Annotated in this window: 19 protein-coding genes, 2 tRNA genes and 1 pseudogene; 16 read left to right on the top strand and 6 right to left on the bottom strand. The window is 40.4% G+C overall.

Features of this window, described 5'->3' with window-relative positions; genetic code table 11:
• Window positions 1-24: 24 nt before the first annotated feature.
• Entirely contained in the window at window positions 25-1,362 is a 1,338-nt protein-coding gene (locus LU276_RS05740) for a glyceraldehyde-3-phosphate dehydrogenase (RefSeq protein WP_418001260.1), read from the top strand.
• Between the two features lie 214 nt (window positions 1,363-1,576).
• Here LU276_RS05740 and rimO read toward each other — a convergent pair whose 3' ends face one another.
• The 4 genes from rimO to LU276_RS05720 all read right to left on the bottom strand — a co-directional run bounded on the left by rimO (window position 1,577) and on the right by LU276_RS05720 (window position 5,859).
• A complete protein-coding gene (gene rimO / locus LU276_RS05735; RefSeq protein ID WP_284672920.1) occupies window positions 1,577-3,061 on the bottom strand; it encodes a 30S ribosomal protein S12 methylthiotransferase RimO in 1,485 nt (494 codons plus the stop codon).
• 188 nt (window positions 3,062-3,249) lie between these two features.
• Window positions 3,250-3,326: transfer RNA gene (locus LU276_RS05730), tRNA-Asp, on the bottom strand.
• A 36-nt stretch (window positions 3,327-3,362) separates the two neighbouring features.
• A tRNA-Val gene (locus tag LU276_RS05725) sits at window positions 3,363-3,438 on the bottom strand.
• A 390-nt stretch (window positions 3,439-3,828) separates the two neighbouring features.
• Window positions 3,829-5,859 (bottom strand): ShlB/FhaC/HecB family hemolysin secretion/activation protein, encoded by a 2,031-nt coding sequence (locus tag LU276_RS05720; RefSeq protein ID WP_284672919.1) that lies wholly within the window; start codon window positions 5,857-5,859, stop codon window positions 3,829-3,831.
• A gap of 128 nt (window positions 5,860-5,987) precedes the next feature.
• On the opposite strand from LU276_RS05720, the gene LU276_RS05715 reads away from it, so the two are divergent.
• The 15 genes and pseudogenes from LU276_RS05715 (at window position 5,988) to LU276_RS05645 (ending at window position 21,348) form a co-directional block, all read left to right on the top strand.
• A complete protein-coding gene (locus tag LU276_RS05715) occupies window positions 5,988-11,003 on the top strand; it encodes a two-partner secretion domain-containing protein (protein ID WP_284672918.1) in 5,016 nt (1,671 codons plus the stop codon).
• Between the two features lie 587 nt (window positions 11,004-11,590).
• Window positions 11,591-11,764: a hypothetical protein gene (locus tag LU276_RS05710; protein ID WP_284672917.1), complete on the top strand. Its 174-nt coding sequence runs from the start codon at window positions 11,591-11,593 to the stop codon at window positions 11,762-11,764.
• Entirely contained in the window at window positions 11,761-12,255 is a 495-nt protein-coding gene (locus tag LU276_RS05705; RefSeq protein ID WP_284672916.1) for a hypothetical protein, read from the top strand. The genes LU276_RS05710 and LU276_RS05705 overlap by 4 nt, the downstream gene beginning before the upstream one ends.
• A 63-nt stretch (window positions 12,256-12,318) precedes the next feature.
• Window positions 12,319-12,855, top strand: coding sequence for a hypothetical protein (locus tag LU276_RS05700; RefSeq protein WP_284672915.1), 537 nt, complete (start codon window positions 12,319-12,321; stop codon window positions 12,853-12,855).
• Between the two features lie 128 nt (window positions 12,856-12,983).
• The gene (locus LU276_RS05695; RefSeq protein WP_284672914.1) at window positions 12,984-13,301 is read left to right on the top strand and encodes a hypothetical protein; all 318 of its coding nucleotides are present in this window, start codon (window positions 12,984-12,986) and stop codon (window positions 13,299-13,301) included.
• A 46-nt stretch (window positions 13,302-13,347) separates the two neighbouring features.
• Window positions 13,348-13,881 carry a hypothetical protein gene (locus tag LU276_RS05690; RefSeq protein ID WP_284672913.1) on the top strand — a complete coding sequence of 178 codons (534 nt, stop codon included), beginning with the start codon at window positions 13,348-13,350 and terminating at the stop codon, window positions 13,879-13,881.
• On the top strand, window positions 13,878-14,327 hold the full coding sequence (locus LU276_RS05685) for a hypothetical protein (RefSeq protein ID WP_284672912.1): 450 nt from the start codon (window positions 13,878-13,880) through the stop codon (window positions 14,325-14,327). The genes LU276_RS05690 and LU276_RS05685 overlap by 4 nt, the downstream gene beginning before the upstream one ends.
• A 47-nt stretch (window positions 14,328-14,374) precedes the next feature.
• Entirely contained in the window at window positions 14,375-14,986 is a 612-nt protein-coding gene (locus tag LU276_RS05680; protein ID WP_284672911.1) for a hypothetical protein, read from the top strand.
• Between the two features lie 4 nt (window positions 14,987-14,990).
• Window positions 14,991-15,323: a hypothetical protein gene (locus tag LU276_RS05675; protein WP_284672910.1), complete on the top strand. Its 333-nt coding sequence runs from the start codon at window positions 14,991-14,993 to the stop codon at window positions 15,321-15,323.
• A 411-nt stretch (window positions 15,324-15,734) separates the two neighbouring features.
• A complete protein-coding gene (locus tag LU276_RS05670) occupies window positions 15,735-16,256 on the top strand; it encodes a hypothetical protein (protein ID WP_284672909.1) in 522 nt (173 codons plus the stop codon).
• A gap of 76 nt (window positions 16,257-16,332) precedes the next feature.
• Window positions 16,333-16,458, top strand: a pseudogene (locus tag LU276_RS05665) (VENN motif pre-toxin domain-containing protein); the annotation flags it as partial.
• Between the two features lie 527 nt (window positions 16,459-16,985).
• A complete protein-coding gene (locus LU276_RS05660) occupies window positions 16,986-18,146 on the top strand; it encodes a M20 aminoacylase family protein (protein ID WP_284672908.1) in 1,161 nt (386 codons plus the stop codon).
• A gap of 43 nt (window positions 18,147-18,189) precedes the next feature.
• Window positions 18,190-19,488 carry a DUF3100 domain-containing protein gene (locus LU276_RS05655; RefSeq protein WP_284672907.1) on the top strand — a complete coding sequence of 433 codons (1,299 nt, stop codon included), beginning with the start codon at window positions 18,190-18,192 and terminating at the stop codon, window positions 19,486-19,488.
• Between the two features lie 204 nt (window positions 19,489-19,692).
• Complete coding sequence (locus tag LU276_RS05650) at window positions 19,693-20,514, top strand: enoyl-ACP reductase FabI (RefSeq protein ID WP_284672906.1); 822 nt, start codon at window positions 19,693-19,695, stop codon at window positions 20,512-20,514.
• Window positions 20,515-20,640: 126 nt separating this feature from the next.
• On the top strand, window positions 20,641-21,348 hold the full coding sequence (locus tag LU276_RS05645; RefSeq protein WP_284672905.1) for a YoaK family protein: 708 nt from the start codon (window positions 20,641-20,643) through the stop codon (window positions 21,346-21,348).
• Between the two features lie 71 nt (window positions 21,349-21,419).
• Here LU276_RS05645 and LU276_RS05640 read toward each other — a convergent pair whose 3' ends face one another.
• Entirely contained in the window at window positions 21,420-21,956 is a 537-nt protein-coding gene (locus LU276_RS05640; RefSeq protein WP_284672904.1) for an inorganic diphosphatase, read from the bottom strand.
• 62 nt (window positions 21,957-22,018) lie between these two features.
• Window positions 22,019-22,741 (bottom strand): lipoyl(octanoyl) transferase LipB, encoded by a 723-nt coding sequence (gene lipB, locus LU276_RS05635; RefSeq protein WP_284672903.1) that lies wholly within the window; start codon window positions 22,739-22,741, stop codon window positions 22,019-22,021.
• Between the last annotated feature and the right edge of the window lie 4 nt (window positions 22,742-22,745).

Genomic DNA, 22,745 nt, shown 5'->3' with positions numbered 1-22,745 from the left:
ATTCGTTTATTAAAGGAAACCATCATGAGCATCTATCAAGATCATCTTGCTAAGCGTCAAGCGGACGAATCATCAGCGGTTGAGCTGATTGTTGCACTTGCTAAATTGACCAATAAAAATGTCAGCGTATTGTTTTTTGGTGAGTGTCTGTCGCTGTCGGTGGCAGATATTCTGACCAAGCATACTAACGCAGGTTTAAAGGTGGCTGACACTTTGGCGTTGGCTCAAAGCCTAGATGTCTCAAATACTACTATTGATCTAGGACAAGCCATCAAGGCAGATAAAACAGCGGACGACTTTGCAAGTGGTCAAGAAGTGCCAGCAACAGATGTGGTGCTATATGGCTTTGGTCGCATTGGTCGCATTCTAGCCCGCTTGTTAATGAGCCGTCCTGCTTCTGATAAAGGATTGCAATTAAAAGCCATCGTAGTGCGTCCTGCTGGCGAAGGCGACCTTGCTAAGCGTGGCTCGCTTCTTGAGCGTGATAGTGTGCATGGTTGGTTTGATGGGTCTGTTGAGATTGATACTGCTAACGGCGGCATCATTGTGGGTGGTCGCTTTATTAAAGTTATCTACGCATCTGACCCAAGCGAAGTGGATTACACTGCACATGGTATCAATAATGCCATCGTTATTGACAACACAGGCAAATGGAAAGATGAAGCAGGTCTAGGTAAACACCTAGCAAGTAAGGGCGTAAAAAAAGTACTATTAACCGCTCCTGCTAAAGGCGAGATTAAGAATGTGGTCTATGGTGTAAACCACGATACCATCGGTTCTGATTCTATCGTATCAGCAGCAAGTTGCACCACCAACGCCATCACACCAACCTTAAAAGTATTGCATGATCATTATGGTATCGTCAATGGTCATATGGAAACTGTCCATGCGTTTACTAACGACCAAAATCTAGTGGATAACCATCATAAAGCTGACCGCCGTGGTCGTGCTGCACCACTTAATATGGTGATGACCTCAACAGGTGCGGCTTCTGCGGTATCCAAAGCCATTCCAGAGCTTAAGGGTAAACTGACTGGCAATGCCATTCGTGTACCAACGCCTAATGTATCTTTGGCGATTTTAAATCTCAACTTTGAAAAAGCGGTAGGTTCTGCTGATGAGCTTAATGCTTTCATCAAAGACAAGTCGCAAAGCCAACAGTGGCAAGAACAAATTGATTATTCAGACAGTAGCGAAGCGGTTTCTACTGATTTTGTTGGTTCTAAAAAAGTTGCAATCTTTGATGCTAAAGCAACCATCGCCACCGATAACCGTGCCACCCTTTATGTGTGGTATGATAATGAGATGGGTTATAGTACTCAGGTCATTCGTGTGGCAGAAGTTATGGCAAACAACAGCTAACCTTGCCAACCAAGACAATAAAAAAACACTCAAAAAATTTTGGGTGTTTTTTTTATTATTTAAAGCAGATGTAAAGTATCTATCAAAGAACCTTAACAATCTATAGGTAGTGTTTAAGCCATGATTTTTGATGAATTTTTGTGATTAAACCCTTATGGGCTTATTTGGGTATATCAATACGCCGCACACTTTAACAATAAGCCAGTCTCATAAGTTAGTGATAACTTGCAAACAGATCGTACTCACTGGCTTCATCAATGACAACACGAAGCCATTGACCGATTTTTACGCTATGGTCAATGTTATCCACATAGACATGACCATCAATCTCTGGTGCGTCAGCATGACTACGACAAATGGCGATATTCTCTTTGATATCAATGTCATCGACCAGTACAACCATGCTTTTACCAACCTTTTCTTGTAGCTTTTCAGCACTGATGGTCTGAGCAACTGTCATCAATCGCTCGTAGCGGTCTTGTTTTATGTGTTCTGGTATGGGATTGGGTAAAGTGTTGGCAACAGCACCTTCAACCTCGGAGTAAGTAAAGCAACCAACTCGGTCAAGGCGAGCTTTTTTGAGCCAATCTAGTAGATATTCAAAATCTTCTTCGGTCTCACCAGGAAAGCCTACCACAAAACTCGAACGAATGGTAATATCTGGGCAGATTTCTCGCCATTTAGCGATGCGTTCTAGTACATTCTCACTGTGAGCAGGGCGTTTCATTGCTTTTAGAACAGATGGTGAAGCGTGTTGGAAAGGAATATCTAGGTAGGGGAGTAGTCCACCCATGTCATCACTTGCTGTCATGCTATCTGCCATAATTTGTACCACATCATCAACATGCGGATAAGGATAAACATAATGTAGCCGCACCCAAATGCCGAGTTTGGCTAAGGCTTGGCACATATCAAAGAATTTACTCCGAATGGGCTCGCCTTGCCAAAAGCTCATTTTGTATTTTAAATCCACGCCATAAGCAGAGGTGTCTTGGCTGATGATGAGTAGCTCTTTTACGCCTGCTTTTTTTAGGGCGTGTGCCTCCTTTAGAACATCGTCTATCGTGCGAGATACCAAATCTCCACGCAATGACGGAATGATACAAAAGGTACAGCGATGATTACAGCCTTCACTGATTTTTAAATAGGCATAATGAGCGGGTGTCAACTTGATGCCAGCTTCGTTGATTAGGTCAATTTTTGGGTCGTAGGATTTGTTCTTAATGGGTTTTGGCACATGATGAGTAACAGCCTGAACGACCTCTTGATAGGCATGAGCACCTGTTACTGCTAGTACGGCAGGGTGCATGGTGCGAATTTTTTCGGCGTCTTTGCCTAGACAGCCTGTAACAATAACTTTGCCGTTTTGGGTGATTGCCTCACCGATGGCATCAAGGCTTTCTTGAACAGCACTTTCAATGAATCCGCAGGTATTCACTACCACTAAATCAGCACCATCATAATCTTTGGCAACTTGATATCCTTCACGACTAAGCTCGGTAATAATGCGTTCGCTATCAACCAAAGCTTTGGGGCAACCCAATGAGACAAAGCCAATCTTAGGGGCTGATGTATTGATATCGCCATGAGTAAATTGTTGGCTTTCGGCAATGTTGCGGTTTTGATTATGATTGGCTTTATGGTGGTAGCCAGTCTCGGTAGGGTTTGGCTGATTGGGATTAAAAGTCTGAACGGTCATTGTATGTCTTAGGTTCTCTAAAATGGCTGTCTATAAAGATGGCGGACGCATCTGATGCGTTATAAGGCGTCATTATAGCATAATATTGGTGGTGTCATCTTGTCTTATGAGCTAAAAATCCATCAAATTTTAATGAAACACCATCAATAAAAAACTCCAAATCTAATGATTTGGAGTTTTATTAAAAATGGCGCAGCGGACGGGACTCGAACCCGCGACCCCCGGCGTGACAGGCCGGTATTCTAACCAACTGAACTACCGCTGCTAAGGTCTATTATCTTTTTTACCATAAAAGATTAAATGGTGGGCGGTAACGGATTCGAACCGCTGACCCTCTGCTTGTAAGGCAGACGCTCTACCAACTGAGCTAACCGCCCAAACTGAACTGACCAAATAATTTTTATTTTGTATGTCGTTCGTTGTGATGCGTATTATATAGATTTTTTGGAAAGTGTCAAATGATTTTTTATAAAAATTTAAAATATTTTGTAAGATACTGATTCTTTTAATAAAAATTATTAAGCTATGGGTGTTTTTAAATGTATTGACTAATCTACCACACTTGAGATTTTTGCCATGAAGCCACAACTAACCACAAAACAATACGGGCAACTGCTTAAATGTTGATTTGTTGTATTATTACAATTATTGCTGTTCAATCTTTGATTGTCGTTTGTATCATTATTCATGGTGCCGCATTTAGTCTTTTATTCTTTAGGTCTGTGATAAGGTGGTGCATTTTAAGTTATAATCTTTGTTGGCAATGATTAAAAATCAAAACCTGCACTTACTCCAATAATTGTTTCTTTCTTCATAAAAGTGGGTACTTTAAGGCCTTTGCCAACAAAGATGTCTAGATGTGCTGTGAGGGGCTGGTTGTTTAAGCTAAGGTTTGACAAGGGATTGCTTAGAGTATCCTGTTTTTCTTGATCGACTTGTGTTGGTTTGCTTTGAAAGTGGTATCTCATGCCGATAGCACCGGCTAGAATATAGCGTTGGTTCTTGATGGTATTTTGTCCATAAACATATCCTTGATCAATGCTTGCGTATAGCTCTGCACTGTGTAATTGCTTACTCAAGTGGTGCGTGGTTTTTTGTGATGGCAGTTGCCAAGTAAGTTCTTGAGATAAGCTAAAACCATGTTCTCCTGATAAATAATTCCCCTCTTTAATGCCTTTAATGCTGTTTCTACCACCTAAATAGAACAAGTTGGATGGTGTAGGTGGTTGCTTGGCATATTGTGCTTGTATTTTGGTAATATAGGATAGTGAGATGGGTGTGTAAGTAGTTTGTTGGTCTGAGTTTTGGTTTGTATTTAGGAGTTGTCTGTTGCTATTTGAGTTAATTGTAAACGGCTTGTGAAAGCTGGTGTATAGTGACCAGATGGGTGCTCTAGAATATCCTTCGCTGGGCAGCTGCTGACCAAAAGCGTTATAGATACGCTCTTCGGGAGCAGGCTTTGCTTTTAGTGCTCCAGTGCCTTGCTGATAATCTAGATTTGCGTAAAGATACCCACCGTGACGGAAATAATGCTGATGGGTAATGCCGAGATTGTAGCCTGTGGTGCGACGATTCTGAACTTCAATATTGACATCATCAATATAATTATTGCTTTGTTTATGATTGGCTTTAATATAGCCTTCGGTTTTTTGAGTGCCACTACGATAAAGTAAACGAAACAATCCAAGAGTGTTGGTTTGACTGGTACCGTGATAAGTCAAGGGTGCATTCAATCCTTCAATAAATTGTTTATATTGATGATAACTGTGTGTGATGGAGAATTTGAAAGGACCGTAAGTGGTGGATGACGATACATGGTAATTAATCTGCCTATCTTTGTTGACCTGTACACCAAGATTATTTTGGGTGAGGTCTATAAGGCGTATCAGTGGATAATTGGCAGAAAAATTCCATTCATCGTTCATGTGGAATAAATTATTAGCACGAACATTGGCAGCAATCATATATTTGCCATAATCTTTGGATAAGCTATTATCAATATTAATGCCGAACACTGCACTTTGACTGCGATTCATATTAATGACAAGATCACTAAACCCAAGAGTATTCTTTGAAACTAAGCTTGGGTTGTCAATGTCGCTATTACCTAAACCCGAACTGCTTGGTATAATTTGCACTGTCGCGGTCGGATCAATGCGTTTTAGAGTGTCTAACCCATGTTCTAAATCTGCTAAACGAAAAGCTTGGTTGGGTTTGGTAGAAATAGCACTGTGAATATAAAAGGGTGTTTTTATTGAATGAGTTAACACAACATCTCGCACTTTGCCCAGATTGACTGTTAGGATGAGTTTCTTTGTGAGCAAATCTTGCTCGCCAACACTAATATTACTGGTCAAATAACCACGCTTGAGTAATTCGTTATGTGCAATGTCAACAATAATGGATAGGTTGTGATTGTTGATGCAACGACCAATAGCGTAGGTTGGTTTTTTCCAATCCAGTAAGGGTGATAATAGGGTGGATAAATCATTGTATGCCAACCCAGAGCCATCAATTACAAAATCAATCTCATCAACCATAAAACATGAATCATCACCATTGGGGTTTTGCCAATCTGGATGGGTAATATCGGTTTGTTTATCCTGACTGTCATTTGCATTAATGCTGGTGGGGATTTGTAGGTTCTGTTGTGCCAAATGTGCTAATGCTGCCTGACGCCGATCATCAGTGAGTGTGAAGATGCCTGATTTGATAACAGGAGTCTGTGCCCAGATGATATTGAATTGTGTTGCATGGATTGCTGTAAAAATGGTAAGTGCAAGGCTGGTTAATCGCATGGGTTGTTAATGCTCAGTTTGTTCAAGATGATACTAAATAGTTATAATAACATAAAATCAATTTGCAATCTTACAGTAGTTTGTCTATACTTTACAAAAAACACTTACAATCTACAAATGGATTTTGTATGTCATCTTCTGCCAAATTCTTTACCCACTCATCGCTATACACAAGCATCTTAATTGCTCTATCAGTAAGCAACACCGCCTTTGCCAACATCACCACAGACCCCAAAGCCCCCACCACACAAAAACCCATCATTGCAGTTGCTAAAAACACCAATCAACAAAACATACCAGTTATCCAAATCCAAACCCCTAATCATGGTATTTCTCACAATCAATACACACAGTTTGATGTCAGCACATCAGGGGCTGTTTTAAACAACTCAAGACACACGACCCATACTCAGCTAGCAGGTGTGGTGAATGCCAATCCTTTTTTGCGACAAGGCGAGGCTCATACTATCATCAATGAAGTGCGTAGCAATAAACCCAGTCAATTAAGTGGAGTGATTGAGGTGGCAGGACAAAAAGCCAATCTTGTCATTGCCAATCCCTCGGGCATCAATGTTGCTGGTTCTGGCTTTATCAATGTTCATAAAGCCACGCTCTCGACAGGACGCCTACAAAGCAAGCAAGGGCAAATCACTCATGCCATCACCGAAGGGGTAATCCAAATACAAACTCCTAAGGGTGTCAGCCATACTGATGTTGGCTTAGGTGGTGCCAATAAAAATGCCGATTTGGTCAATCTATATAGTAAAACTGCCAGCATCAATGCACAACTTCAAGCAAAGCACGCCATCACCATCGTAACAGGAGCCAACCAGATCTCTGATACAGGACAAATCACACCCATTAATGACGATAAAAGTGTAGTTAAGACCAAAACGCCCGCCACCATTGCCATCGATGTCAAAGCCTTAGGTGGTATGTCTGCAGGCAGCATCACCTTGATTGGCACAGATCAAGGTTTTGGTGTCAATCAAGCCGGTCGTCTAAATGCCAACAATCACATCATCATTACCGCTGATGGTAAAATCACTCACACAGGTCACAGTCGTGCTAATCAGGGAGTAGAGCTCGATGCCAAACAAATCAGCATTGACAGAGGATTCATTGACACCAACGGCAGTCTTTTACTTACCGCCAAACAAAAGCTTGCGACTGATGGTAGTACCCTAACGGCTAACAGAAACATTCAAGCGGTGGTTACTGGCGATGGGACAACCCATCAACAATCATCAGCTGTATTTAAAAACACCACATTGACCGCCACAAACATCACCACCGCCAATCTTGCTGGCATCTTAACGCATCAAGACACCACCTTAAACGCCACAGGCAACATCAGTAGTTTTGCCCAGCATGATCAACGCTTAGACAATACCACAATGACGAGTGGTCAAAACAGCCAAATCCAAACCAATCATGACCTATCCATCAGCAACACTAGTATCAACACCAAACAACATATGGCGATTTATGCCAAAGGCAATCAAACAACCAACAACAGTTTATTAAATGCCAAAGGAGTGTTCAGTAATATCACTGATGGTCGTCATGCCATCAGTGGTGATGTCAGCCATACTGGCGGTGCGGTATTATTGCATAGCGATGACTTGGTTGTTCAAGATGATGGTCAATTAACCACTCGTGCCATAGGCAATACTTTGCTAGCGGACAATGACAGCATTAAGCGGCTTAATGGAGATTTATCCATCCAAACCAATCGGACACTCAATATCTCACCACAACATCACAGTATTCAAGCTGTAGGGGATTTGTCTTTAAGAGCTGTTGCAGGAGATCTTCATCTGCAGGGGCAAGGCGGCAATCTGGGCAGTGGGTCGCAGCAAACACTTCGTTTGGATGCTACTTTGGGAGGTATTGAGCTTCAAGGTCAAAACATCCACCTGCAAGGCAGCAATCTTTATGCCAATCAAGACATTGGTTTATATGCCACCCAAGGTCATATTGTTATTGATGGCGTTAAAAACACCCTAAGTAATCAACAAGCAGCTTATGCCTTAGATTATGCTAAAAAACAGCTTGATGATACCAAGGCTAAGCTTGATGCCTTAAAAAAGCAGCCTAAATACATCGCTTATCATCAAGAAAAAGCCAGATTGGAGAGCTTGAATGTACGGTATGAACAAGCAAAAATACCACCTGCTTTGCTTGATGAACCAGAACAGACCGTGACACTCCTAATGCCATCTCCACCCCGATTCGTATCATCATCAAACCCTCATCTCGTCGCTCCGATGATGGTCTATGACCCACCAGAGCGTGTCGTCATGCGTATACCAAACCCCAACAGACGCTCTAGACGATCTACCCCCGTCCTTGACCCAGAGTTACTAGATTTTGATCCAAAAAAAGCGTTCCAGCAGCTACGCCAAAACCACAAAGAGGTGATCGAACAAGAAGCGAGCTTCACCAACCAGCAAGAACGCCTGGCATCTCGTGTGAGTTTCTTAACTCAAGCCGTCTTTGGTTATGAGCACAGCACCGCTTCACTCAATAGCAAGACAGGCGACATCACTTTGGCGGCCTCTTCGGATATTTTATTAAGTGGTGCTAGTCTTGATGCCAAAGCAGGTGATATCCATCTGTCTGCTCAAGGCATGATGCCAAATGCTTATACCAAAACTAAGTCAGACACCACCCAAACCCTAAACGGCAGTATTGTCTTAGATGGATTGCAAAATTACTATGAGAGAGGGCGTGAGAATAGCGATCATCATCGCATTCTTGCGTTTAGTACACCGACCAAGCTTGCTGCTGGTAAAAACATACACTTATATGCTACCCACCAAAGTCCTAACACCCACCTTGTCATTCAAGGCGGTCAGCTACAAGCAGCACAAGACATCAACATCAATGCCAACCATGCTGTGTTATTAGATGCTGGTTTGGACTATGAATATGGCTATGACAAAAACACTCACCGACATGGCAAATGGTATAAGCGTAAATACACCACCACCATCTCAAGCAATGAATGGAAAGATGTCGCCCCTACCACACTCACCGCCTACCACATTCGTCTAAAGACGCATGGATCAAACCGTAAAAACAACCTTGCCTTGTATGGCACTAAGATGCACACCACAGGTGGAGACATCTCATTATGGTCATCAGGCAACATCGCTTTATACGCTGTGGACAGCACACACAGCAACGAATACAACAGCCATACCAAAAAAAGGTTTTTAGGTATTCGTTATAATGACACACACAAGCAAGGCAAAAAATACCTAAAGACCGCATTGCCTGCCACATTAACTGCCAATTACATCGGCAGTCATTCACAAGGCGACACCACTCTTGAAGGAACGCAGTTTAATTACTTATCAGGGGCAAGTATTACCGCAAACGGTCGCCTGTCACTGTTGTCTGCTACCAGTGAGTTGCAAGAACGCCACCAAAAAGACAGCAACTGGGTATTATGGCAAAGCCTCTCTGATCAAGGTCAAATCAAAGAAAGTGCAATCTTACCAAGCTTCACTGGCATCACCAAGCCTGTGCTTGATGCTAAAGGCGGTATCAGTGTCCAAATCCCCACCACAGAACAAGATGCTCAACAACACACCCTAAAAGCACAAATTCTACAGCTTGCCACAGAGCCTCAATACAGCTATCTAACAGACTTAGTCCACCGAGAAGACATCAATTGGCAACAAATCATTCTTACCCAAGAAGACTGGGACTATAAGCAACAAGGACTCACACCAGCAGGGGCGGCGATTGTTACCATCGCCCTTAGTGCAGCAACAGGGGATTTTAGTGGCAGCATTGCCACTGCTGCAACAACCGCCTTTCAAAGCCAAACCATCGGTGCCATGGCCAGTGCCGCCTTTAATACCCTAACCACCAAAGCCACCATCAGTCTAATTAATAACCAAGGCAACATCAAAGCCACTTTAAAAGAGCTTGGTTCTAAAGACAGCGTCAAGCAGCTCGCCTTCGCCTTAGCCAGTGCTGGCATGAGTCATAAAATTGACAAAGCTCTAAAGATAAAAAATACAGACATCACACAAACCACCCTTAATCAAAGAACCATCAAAGCCATCGCTGATGGCACAAGCAAAAGCCTATTAGAATCTGCCATCTATGGCACAAGCCTTGAAGAGAGTCTAAAAAACAACCTAAAAGCACAGCTGACCACAGTTGCCACCCAAGAAGTCTTTAAAGGTCCTGTCAAAGACTTAGACGGCGACACCTTAAGTGAAAACCTCTCTCACAAACTTGCCGCCGCCCTCACAGGCTGCCTATCCGCTAAAGTCTCTGGTAATGATTGCAATGCAGGTATGATTGGTGCTACCATAGCAGAAACATGGGCAGACTACCAAGTCGATGACCCAAACAACCTAACCCAAACCCAAAAAAACACCCTCATCCACCAAGCCAAACTCCTAGCTGCCATCACCGCCGCCTATGCCGAAGAAGATGTCAACACAGCAGCAAGCATGGCAGAGGAGGCGGTGAGGTGGAATGGGACTTATATTGATAAAAATAACGAAGTTAAAAAAGTTATTTTAAATGGCGATAAAGGAATTTATAAATGTAATTTTCAAAATGATAAATGCATCGATCCCCCAATAAAGATTGGAGAATCCATGTTTGAAGATGCTTTTATTAGCCCTGATACTGGTAATGCTGTTGGTAGAATTTATATTGGGGAGAATATAGATGAATACATTTATGATTTGAATAGTCAAGCTTGGCTCTCTGGTTTTTATGGTAAAGAGCTTTATGCTTATAATAGCCTACCTGGAAATAAATATGATATTAAATCAAATTATCCAGGACATAAAGGCAAGTCTTATCATGCATTTCTATTTACAGGCAAATATATTACTTTAAGGGAAGGGGGTAATATATTGGCTGGAATGAATGCAGCAATCCTAGGCGTGCCATTTGATGAATTTCAAAAAGCTAGCGGTGCTTTGCATGCTGGTGGTAAACTGGGTCTTATCCGACATAAAACAACTGGTTATGTTTATGGAGCATACCCCAGATACGGAGAAATAGATTATCAATATCTAAGAAGTAAATATGGTTACCAGTTGGGTATAAAAAGAATAGAATGTAATATAAATAATTCCAATTCTTTGGGATGTGAAAATAAATAGCTAAACGGTTTAAAGAAAGTGTTCATTATTAAATATATATTAAATTTTTATCTAAAACTAATTTTTTTTATTTTAATATCTGTGCTTTTTTTATATGTATTTATAGCAAAAGAAACAGCTTATTATTACTGTGACGAAGTTTGTATAACAATAATACAGCATCACAAAGGCAGAGATACTTTTTTTAGAGTTTATGATGGCATTATAATTAGTAGGAATGCATATTTAATTATTCCTTATGCTGAATACCCTCTTGAAACATACATATATATAAAAAGAGAGAGAAAAAATGGAAAAATAATTGTGGAAAATTTTACCAAACCAGTGAAATACAAAGGAGTTTTGAATAATGTAGATTTTCATATATCATCTTATGATAGTAATGAAATTAGATATAGAGATCTAAGATATGCATATTTAATTTTTTAGTTAAGGTATGTGAATCATCTGGTAACTTAAGTATAAAATAATGAAAAAAGGAGGTGTGGTAAATGATGTCAAACAATCGGTATAAGAAGAGGGTATTAGTATTGCAGATAACATCCTAATATTGGCAGATGCAGAATGTTGAAGGAAGATTCCTTGGTATGCAAGCCTGTCATTTTACTTGTATTGGTGTATCCAAAGGCGAAGGTAAGGAAGGTGCTGTCATTATATCAACAGGAGTTGGCACTACACAGATTGGTGTCAATGGCAGTGTCATGCGTCAATTGACAGATGAAGAAAAAGAGATATTAAGAGAGTTAAGGATTTTACGATGAGTCTGAAAAATCGTATTATACTGGTTGTGGGCAGTATTGTCAGTATGGTGTTTTATGGTTTATATCTAAAGTATCAGGTTTATGATAAAAGCTTTGAAAAAGCAAATCCCTATTTAATTTTATCTAAGCACTACAATATCCCAACAAAAGAAGAATTGGAAATGATTGTTAATGAGATGACTGAATACGAACAATCTCCTTTTGGGGATTTTTATGCAGGTAATTCACGCTCTTTTAGCCGAAGCTTTAAGCATGATATCACTGAAAAAGTCAAATTGGAAGCTCGAAAACAAAATCTTGTGAAACTAGAAACACTGCAAGATCGAGATGTTTACTGCAAAGGTGAGATTCAGATTGAATCTGGTGTTGATTTGGATATTCGCACTCACAAAAAAACATTTTTTGTCAAAGCATCTTGGAGCCGTCGCAACAAATGCCGCAAATACTGGTGGGGCGGTAAAAACCCTCGTGCATTACAGCAAAAGCCATAATCCAAACTCCTAGCTGCCATCACCGCCGCCTATGCTGGTGAAGATGTCAACACAGCAGCAAGCATGGCAGAGGAGGCGGTGAGGTGGAATGGGCTTTATGATAAACCTACTTCGCATTCCAAACCACTCAAAAACCTTGCCAAGATATACGGAGATGACATAGGAGATATTCAGCGAAAGCTAGATTCTGGAGAGCTTGTATTGGATAAAACTCTTGCTGACTACATTTACCAAATTAATACAAATGAAGAGCTTGTAATTAATATGACTTTACCAAGAGATGTCGTTGTGGTCATTACTGGAAAAGAGGACGACTGGAGAGACAATCGAACTGTACCTGATGAAGAGGTAAATGATGCTCGAATCGCATTTACTAACTATGCAGAATGGGCAGTGTTGGGCAATGTTATGGTTAGCAGAAAAAAGAACAATCGTAATATTGCAGAGTACAGATTGATTCATGATGTATACGACTTTGACATAAAGTCTGGAATAAAAAACATCCCAAGAAACCTTGAAACCATCCTTGGAAGCCCAGGACCAGGGGTTGGTTATAGGATCGTCATTAAAAATCAGAATAGGATTAAATTTGTACAATGAAAAAATCCATACTTTATTTCATTGCTTTATGCTTCATCGCTATTATTCTTTGGAGTTTTACAGATTCAAAGACAAGATTTGGTAATTACCTTTTTGAGATGTCAGATGATTGGAACAATGGCATACCGATGAATTATTTTTTATTCAAAGAAAATGATCGAAGTTTCGCTGAATATTATGTCAATGATTTTAAGCGTATCGGTGGTTATGTTTATTACACGGTGATTGATGGAGTTTGGCCAGAAGATGACTGCTACTTCGACCCCAATCTACAATTTAAGCGAATCAATCTAAGCAACGAACAAGTTGAGGTTCTAGACCCTGCAGAATATCCACAGATTTACCAAAAACTAAGCACGCTGTATCCAAAAGATGAAGAATGGCTTAATAATCCAAGACAAAGATGCTCGGTGAAATACCCTGAAAGATGGGGTCAGTCCACTTAAAATTCACCCCGCCAAGCCCAAACCTCTACTCATCACCGCCATAAGCATGGCAGAGGAGGCGGTGAGGTGGAATGGGTTAATTCAGGGTGGCGGTGTTCTTGGTTTAAGTATTGACGAGAAAACAAGACGGATGTTTAGAGGTGCAAAAAAAGAAATATTTAGCGAAGGTTCAGCGATTGCTACCTTTGGAGATATGATAATCGCAAATGTATCTGGATCAATCTACGGATACACTGTAGTTGTTAACGCTAAAAATGGCAATGTGTATGCTACTGATATGTTTGAAATTTCAGCGTCATCATCTATACTTACTGGAGTGGCCACCTCAATTAATTTTGGCAATGTAATTGGCGGAACTTATTCGGCTGCTAAATTGGATGAAATTATTAAGGGATCATCTTTTAATATGCAAGCATGTTATGCTGCCTGTGCTGGTATATCAAAAACTAGAAAAAATACTATCATCACCTATGGTATGGGCACTCCTCAGGTTGGCATGTCTGGTGGGTCGTTAAAATACACTGGTTTGAGGCTTTCACAATCTGAGATTAAAAAATTGATCTTAAAGAGGGGTGTATGATGACTATCAAAGGATATCTGCACATCGTCATCGCTGGTGCTTTTATGTTTTATGCGATAACCGAAATTAAGCATTTTTACCAATCAAAACCTCATCATTATCGCAATCGCCAGCACTTGCTTGAAATTCAATTTCCACAATTGATGAATCAAATCACGCACGAACTACCACAGCCTGATCGACAGTGGCAGATCGACCGACAGGGTGGGGCCGTGGTGCTTATGTATTACTACTATAGCCCCACTGAACACACCATGCAAATAATTCATCAAAATATAAAAAACAACCAATGGGTTCTAACCAAACAGAACGCAACCGAAACACTGTATTGTAAAGAAGATATTGCTTTAATATTGGGCAATGATGTCGCCCAAAAAAATACTCCTTATATGTATTTGAAATTATCATGGCAATCAAGGCATTCTGAGTGTAAATATAGGCATTAATATGTACCGCCGCCTATGCCGAAGAAGATGTCAACACAGCAGCAAGCATGGCAGAAGAGGCGGTGAGGTGGAATGGTACTCGAAGAGCATCCATCAGAAACCCCACTCAGCAACAAAGAAGGGATATAATAGCTCTTGAGACAATTGCCATTCGTAAGCATCTGCCAAATTTTCATGGTCTGCAATACATCAGAAGCAATGGTCAAATCACTCAAGCAGAAGTTTTAGAATACCAAGCATTTAGTAGATTTATTAGGTTTTCAAATCAAACCTATCCTGATACAAACACCGCTTATCAGGCGTTTAGGCAGGTAAACAATCGGGTGTATTTGTCTCAACCTATTATTAGTGGTAATGGTTTTTATTCAAGAGGGTTGGCTGGGGATGGAAATCGCACATCTCGAGTTAAAACGATTGATTACTCTTTAATATCAACAGGAAGAACTACCCCTAGGAATTTGACTGAACAATTGGCAATGAGGGAGGTAAGAAGCAACCCAAGGGGTAGGAAGCTGCCTATCAAAATGTCGGATGCAAAAAATGGTTTATATGCCAGAGATGGATGGGTTAAAAAAGCCCAAAATGTTAATGGCGTAGAAATACATTATGTTGAAAATATTAATACTGGTTTAAAAATCGATTTTAAGTTTAAGGATTAAGAGCATGAGTATCAGTGTGAGTTTTTTTAAAAATCTTGATAATTTACTAAAAGATGTTGAAAATAACAATATTGTTGATGAGTGGTATTTATATGACTTTATAGACACAAACATAAAAAGATTAAATGCTCAGCAGTCATTTGATATTTTAAAATTGTATGTACCTTACATGATAAATATGTATTCTTTCGATTATGAAATTTTAAACATATTATTTGCATTAAAAGATCGAGCAAATACCAATGAAAAATTTTATACAGAAGATCAAAAAAATATTATTTTGAGTATCTATCATCAAGATGTTGAAGTGGATAGAATTAAAGATATTTTTTACTAAATTAACCAAGACAAAATGGGTTATTTATTAGTAGTGATGGTTTTTATCATGCCAATGATATGAAAATAACCCAACATTACTATAATAAATTGCAACGAGAAGGCAGAGCAGCACCTTTTATTCAAGCTAGGGAAAAACACCCAGGAGTAGAAATGGGCCTGCAAGGAAAGCCAGGCTCCAAATCGTTATATAACAGAAAATCTAGAAATGGTCTATAACCCTAAAACAAGTGAAATATGGCATATTCAGCCAGTTAGAAAGAATAGGTAATATTTATGAGAACAAGGTGGGCAAACTGTCATAACATACGGACTTGGAACATCACAGGTTAGTCTTAATGGTGGTAATATGGTAAAACTCACCAAAGAGAGAAAGCAAGATTTTTTAAAAATAATTAGGATGCAGTAAACCATGATATTAAATTCTAATAAGATTACAAAATATTTCAATATAACTGTAATGGTGGCTGTTTGGATATTCATTTTTTACTTGTACAGATTACAAATATTTTCTTATGACACAGGTATGCCACACCCAGATAATGACAGACCATCAATGAATGAAATTGAAGGCTTGATAGAACCAGTCGTAGAAGGCCTACCAAAAGAACGCAGGGTGGCACATTACAACAAAAAAGGGGTTGTCTCTATGCATATTTCCTATGAAAATATAGGCTTGCAGCAAAAGTCGATGATTTTAAAAAATATAGAGAACCAGCAGAAATGGCAATGGATTGAAAATAATAAAAATGACTCAGTTTATTGCTATAATCAGTTTTCTCTAACTGTATATGAATACGGTAAATATCGTGATGACATAGACTTCTTATCCGTTTCTGTCGGGTGGTCTGATGACAGCATTTGTCGCAAGCACTACTATCGCCAACTTCTTTCGAGTAAGTCAAGTCTTGTGGATAGTGGTGCATTGGAGTAGCACAATAGACTTACCTCATATTTAATAATCTATCAGTAAGATGAAGAGACCATAACTAACAGCCCAAACCCAAAAAGACACCCTCATCCACCAAGCCAAACTGTTAGCCGCCATCACCGCCGCCTATGCTAGTGAAGATGTCAACACCGCAGCAAGCATGGCAGAGGAGGCGGTGAGGTGGAATGGGTTAAAGGGTAAGTAAATAAAGGATTACTGTGATTGATATAATCAGTGCTACTCTGATTGAGGTAATACTAAAAAGCATAGCTTTTGAACAAGATTTAAGAGAAGGGGTGATGAATATGTTGATGAACTGAGAATGAGAAGGTGGGTATTCATCAAAGGGCTACTGATGTTTTAAAATTAATTGAGCTAGGTGGCATTGAAACGAGTGTAAATGCTGATGGTAAATATGGATTTGAGCTTGTATCCAATAAAAACAACAAACCAGAAATGAAAACTAAGGCGAAATGTTGCTTGTGAAATGTTTTGGTGAATGCTATAATTGCATGGTTGGGGGGGGGTAGCTTGGTTATATCATCAGTTTTGCTATCAATGACTTTATCGAGTTTTACAACATGAGATTATTATAGGAACTACCTTAACCAAAAAGGATGCGGATATATCGGGTTTGATGTCTCTTATGTTGTTACTTGGAATGTCGGGATGAGATATTTGGCTGCAACACACAATAAGGTTAAACTTTATATAAATGTGTAAGGTGGTTGTATGAATATCCTAAATAATATTACTAGTCAGGCTATTAAATGGAGACGATACCTGCATCAAAATCCAGAGCTGGGATTTGAGGAACATAATACCTCGGCTGTAGTGGCAGATATCTTGTCGGATTGTGGTGTCAAGGTTTATACAGGCTTGGGTGGCACAGGTGTGGTTGGTGTACTAACTAAGGGGGATAGTGGTCGTAGTATCGGTATTCGTGCTGATATGGATGCTTTGCCTATGCAAGAGTTGAATGACTTCGATCATGTATCGCAGCAGGCTGGAAAAATGCATGCCTGTGGCCATGACGGACATACTGCTATTTTACTTGGTGCAGCAAAGTATTTAGCGGAGCATGGTATCTTTAATGGCACGGTGTATTTCATCTTTCAGCCTGCTGAGGAGAATTTGGGTGGAGGTCTTGCTATGGTAAGCGAGGGTTTATTTGATAATTTTGCCATTGACGAGATTTATGGGTTGCATAATTGGCCAGGTAGGTCTCTTGGCGATATTTGTGTTAATGATGGTGCGATGATGGCATCTTTTGATATTTTTGACATCACGCTGCAGGGTGTAGGTACGCATGCTGCTATGCCAGAAAATGGCAAGGACCCTATCTTGGCGGCAGCCCAATTCATTGCCATTATTCAATCTATTGTTTCACGAGAGATATCCCCTTTAGATCCAGCTGTACTAAGCATCACGCAAATCTCAGGGGGAGATACCTACAATATCATTCCAGAATGTGTTACATTAAAAGGGACGGTTCGATCCTTTAATGAATATACTCGTTTAAAAATCAAACATCGCTTATGTGAATGTGTGGACAAGTTGTCTATTTTGTACGGAGTTAAAGGGAATATCAATTACCAAGAGCGTTATCCTGCAACCATTAATGATGCTAGTTGTGCCGCTCATGTTAGGGAGATTGCACGCTGTATATTTGGTGCGGACAAGGTAATAGATAATGTGCCACCAACTATGGCATCGGAGGATTTTTCTTTTATGTTGAATGCTAAAAAAGGTGCCTATATTTGGTTGGGTGTGGATGAACCAAATAGGCCCTCCGTTCCCTTACACAACCCCTATTATGATTTTAATGACAATGCAGTAGGTGTTGGTATAAAACTATGGGTAGGTTTGGTGGAGCAAACTCTAAAAATGTAGACTGTAGAGCTTTTTAAATATTTGATAACCAAAGGACTGTATTGTGAATCTTTCATTAAAAAACCTGCTTGATTGGCGACTGCATTTGATTGTGATTTCTTTAGCTTGTGTTTCTGAGTATATTGGTATTGTGAAGTTTGATATCGGTATCGGCACTATAATATTACTACCACTATTATATGCTTTTTTAATGGCAATATTTTTTAACAAAAACATTATTGGTATTGCGGGGCGAGTACTGGGTGATCAAAGTAATGCGGTAGCAAGCCAATGGATTTTAATTTGTCTTATGCCTTTTATTGCTAAGTTTGCCGTAGGTATCGGCCCCAAAGTCAATGAAATTATTGCTGCAGGACCCGCTCTTTTATTGCAGGAAATTGGCAATGTGGCGACGGTTTTATTTGCCTTGCCCATAGCTGTATTGGCGTTTGGTATGGGACGTGAAGCTATTGGGGCAACACATTCCATCGCAAGAGAGCCAAATATTGCCTTAATAGCGGACAGATTTGGTTTAAAGACTCCTGAGGGAATTGGTGTAATGGGCGTATATGTTATGGGTACGCTGTTTGGAGCGATTTATTTTTCGTTGATGGCAGGTGTGATAGCATCATGGGGTGTATTTGATGTGCGAGCATTGGCGATGGCCTGTGGTGTGGGGTCTGGTAGTATGATGGGAGCTTGTTCAACTGCGTTGGCTGAATTACTGCCTGAACACAAAGAGGATATCATTGCCTTTGCTGCCAGTAGTAATCTACTAACTTATGCAACTGGATTGTTTGTTTCAGTGTTTGTGGCGTTACCTTTTGCTGAATGGCTGTACAAGGTGATTGCAAAATTTAGAAAAACCCATGTGCTAAATGCTGAACATATTAATGATTGTGTGAGTATGGACGATGGTGAGGAGATTAAGGTTGCTACATCTGTACTCATTCAATCACTTGCTTTTATTTGTGTGCTATTGCTCGTTGTAAATTGGGTTGGTACGAACAATGACCTATTTGTTGCCCTGCCTGGCATGATGATTTTGTTTGCGTGCTGTGTAGTGGGCATACTTATCAAAAAAGTAATTCCGCTGGGCGTACCAAGTATTGCATGGGTATCTATTGTAGCGATTCTTGTTGCTTTGCCAGCCATGCCAATGGCAGATTATGTCATAGCAGCTACTGATAAACTTGGATTACTGCCACTTATTACCCCTACGCTTGCTTATGCAGGGATTGCTATTTCTCAATCTGAAGTAGCCCTGTTTAAGAAATCTGGTGTTAAAATCGCTATTATTGCTTTATTGACCTTTACAGGTACTTATCTTGGTTCGGTTGCTATCGCAGACTGGATGTTGTAAATGTCTGAGTAGTTATAAACTATTGGAATGTTTATTTTTGATTTGGTATTAAAAAAGCTGCCGCCCTAATAAGATTGAGCTTGCTTTTATACCCGAACACCATAAAAAAGTTTACATTTGTACTAAATTTTAGCCATTTCTTTAAAATCATGCTATAATTTATAAAGATTGTCAAAACTTTTACCATAACTGTTAGGGGTGATTATGCTATTAAAGGGTCAGCGTTTTGTTGTAACAGGTATCGCAAGCAAGCTATCTATCGCTTGGGCGATTGCTGAAAGTCTGCACCGTGAGGGTGCGGATCTAATTTTTACTTATCCTAATGATAAGATTAAAAAGCGTGTTGAGATGGCAGCAGAAGTATTCGGTGCGACAGCAGTCATTGAGTGTGATGTGGCATCTGATGAATCTATCCATGCTTGCTTTGATGAGATTACCAAAATTTGGGGTCAGGGCGAAGATGGGGGTGTAAATGGTATTGTACACGCCATTGGCTTTGCTCCTGCTGACCAGCTAGATGGTGATTTTACCACGGCGACCACTCGTGAAGGCTCGAGCATCGCTCATGACATCTCAAGTTATAGCTTTGTGGCTCTAGCCAAGGCAGGGCGTGAGCTATTGACGGCTCGCAAAGGCTCACTACTCACCCTAACTTACGAAGGTAGTATTTCTGTATTACCAAATTATAATGTGATGGGTATGGCAAAGGCAAGCCTTGAAGCGTCAGTGCGTTATCTTGCTAGCTCATTAGGTGCTCAAGGCATCCGTGTTAATGCCATCAGTGCTGGTCCAATTCGCACATTGGCAGCAAGCGGTATTAAATCATTTCGCCGTATGCTCGATGTCAGTGAAAAAATCGCTCCACTGCAACGCAATGTCAGTCAGCAAGAGGTGGGTAATGCCGCACTATTTTTATTGTCGCCTTGGGCAAGTGGCATAACAGGTGAAATCTTATTTGTGGACGCAGGTTTTAATACAGTTGCCATTAGCGAGCAAATCATGGCGATGACAGGCGATGATGAATAAATCATTTCACTGAATTGACCATTTTTTTGGTAATGATAAAAGCACAAGACCAATGATGAGTTTTGTGCTTTTATTTTTATTAAAAAATGATTAAAATGATACATTGTTTTTGTTGTTACTGTTTTAATGATGGATAAAATTCCAAGTTGGGTACTCTGTGGTGCGGTGGTGCTGGCGTTTTGTGCAGGGGTACTAAACACCACTGCACTCATGGGCTTTACGCACATTTCGGCATCGCATGTGACGGGTAATGTCAGTGCTTTGGCGGTGGCAGCTTTGTCTGCCGATTGGCCAAACATGAAGCTGTTTTTGATTTCAATTGCGTCATTTTGGGCAGGCTCTGTACTAAGCGGTTTTATCGTTGGTGGTAGTGAGTTGCACATCAATCGTAACTATGGTTTGGCAATGTACCTTGAGGTTGCTTTGTTGGCATTAAGTTTGGCATTGTACATGAATGACAGTGATTTTGGACAGATGATGATTGCAATGGCGTGCGGATTACAAAATTCTATGGTAACAACCTATCATGGCACGGTAATTCGCACCACACATCTGACCGGTACGACTTCAGATTTGGGGGCGATGGTCGGTCATTGGCTGGCTGATCGCAAGGTAAAGTTTAGCCGAGTGATTGTGCTAAGTGCCTTGTGGTGGAGTTTTGTTGTGGGTGGTTTTATGGCGGTGGTGCTGTATCGTAAGGTTGGGTATTTTTCTATGCTACTACCGATGGTCATTATCTTTGTGGCAGCGGTGAGCTATCGGCATATGGAAAAGTGGTACGACTGTGTGATGGTTTATCTAACAAGGGTGTTTCAATCAAAAAACAACCCCTAAATACAGCCAATAAAAATAGTCCAAAAGTGGACTATTTTTATATGCATCATCAATGAGTGATGATTATTTTTTTATTGAGTACTGTCTATCCAGCGTTTTTGACTTTCTTTAATGACCGCTTTGGCTTCATCAATACCAAAGAAACCTTCCACTTTAGTAGTGCCAGCTTTTTTTAGGTCCTTGTAGTGGTTAAAATGGAATTCTAGCTGTTTGATGAGTTGGTTTGGTAGGTCTTCTAGGCTGTTATAAGCGTTGCCGTTGTTGCGGTCGTCTGCTGGTACAACAATAATTTTGTCGTCCACTTCGCCATCATCAACGAATTTCATCACACCAATGACTTTAGCCTTTAAGAAAATACCAGTTGTTAATGGTTGTTCGGTTAAAATCAGTGCGTCTAACTCATCTCCGTCTTCATCTAAGGTTTGCGGAATAAAACCATAATTGCAAGGTTTGGCAAAGGAAATGGGCTCAACACGGTCAAGCTCAAAGCAGGCCAATTCACGGTTCCACTCGATTTTGTGGTTAGAGCCTGTTGGGATTTCCACCACGACATTGATTTTGCCACCATCAACATCGCCTGCGTCTAGAATTTTGTTAAAATCTACCATTGATATTCTCCAATTGGGTTTACTAAGTGAAAAGTAATATAAAAAACGAAGTCATTGTAATATTAAATGGCTCTAAGTGCAATCTCGCCTTCATGCCTTTTTTGTAGATTGTGTATGAATTTGAGAATAAGTTCGTGCGTTTGATTACTGTTAAATTGACCAAACTGCTCAAGTTTAACCATCGTCATGCCAGCATAGCCACAAGGATTGATGGTATTAAAGGCGGATAAATCGTTTGTTAGGTTGATGGCGATGCCATGATAGCTGTGTCCGTGCTTAATTTTAAAGCCCAAACTTGCGATTTTACCTAACATATCGCCATCAGAATTATAAATATATACTCCAGGAGCATCTCGTCTGGCACGAGCAACCAGAGCATTGGGCAGATAGTCGTTGACGATGTCTTCAATGGCTTGTTCGGCATGACTGACCAAATCTCGCACGCCAAAGCCAATGGCGTGCAAATCCCACAAGAAATAGACGGTAAGCTGACCTGTTCCATGCCAAGTTACCTGACCGCCACGGTCGGTATGAATGATGGGTGTGCCGTTATCATAAAGAATGTGTTCTTTTTTGCCTGCCTGCCCAAGTGTATAGACATCATCATGTTCCACCAGCCACAGTTCATCACAGATAGGCGTGCTTTGTTTTTTGGCATCAATCTTCACAAGGGTTCGCTCAAGCATTGCTGTATGTGTGTCGGTATACTCGGCGTTGGATAGGGTTTTGATTAGAAATTCAGGGACTTCTGGTGGCGAAAAATCGTTAAGTTTAAGACTGGTCATTATT

It is taken from the genome of Moraxella haemolytica, from assembly GCF_030177935.1.
Lineage (GTDB): Bacteria > Pseudomonadota > Gammaproteobacteria > Pseudomonadales > Moraxellaceae > Moraxella > Moraxella haemolytica.
Note: the sequence above shows the minus strand (reverse complement) of the source record. Positions and strands in the feature narration are given on the sequence as shown.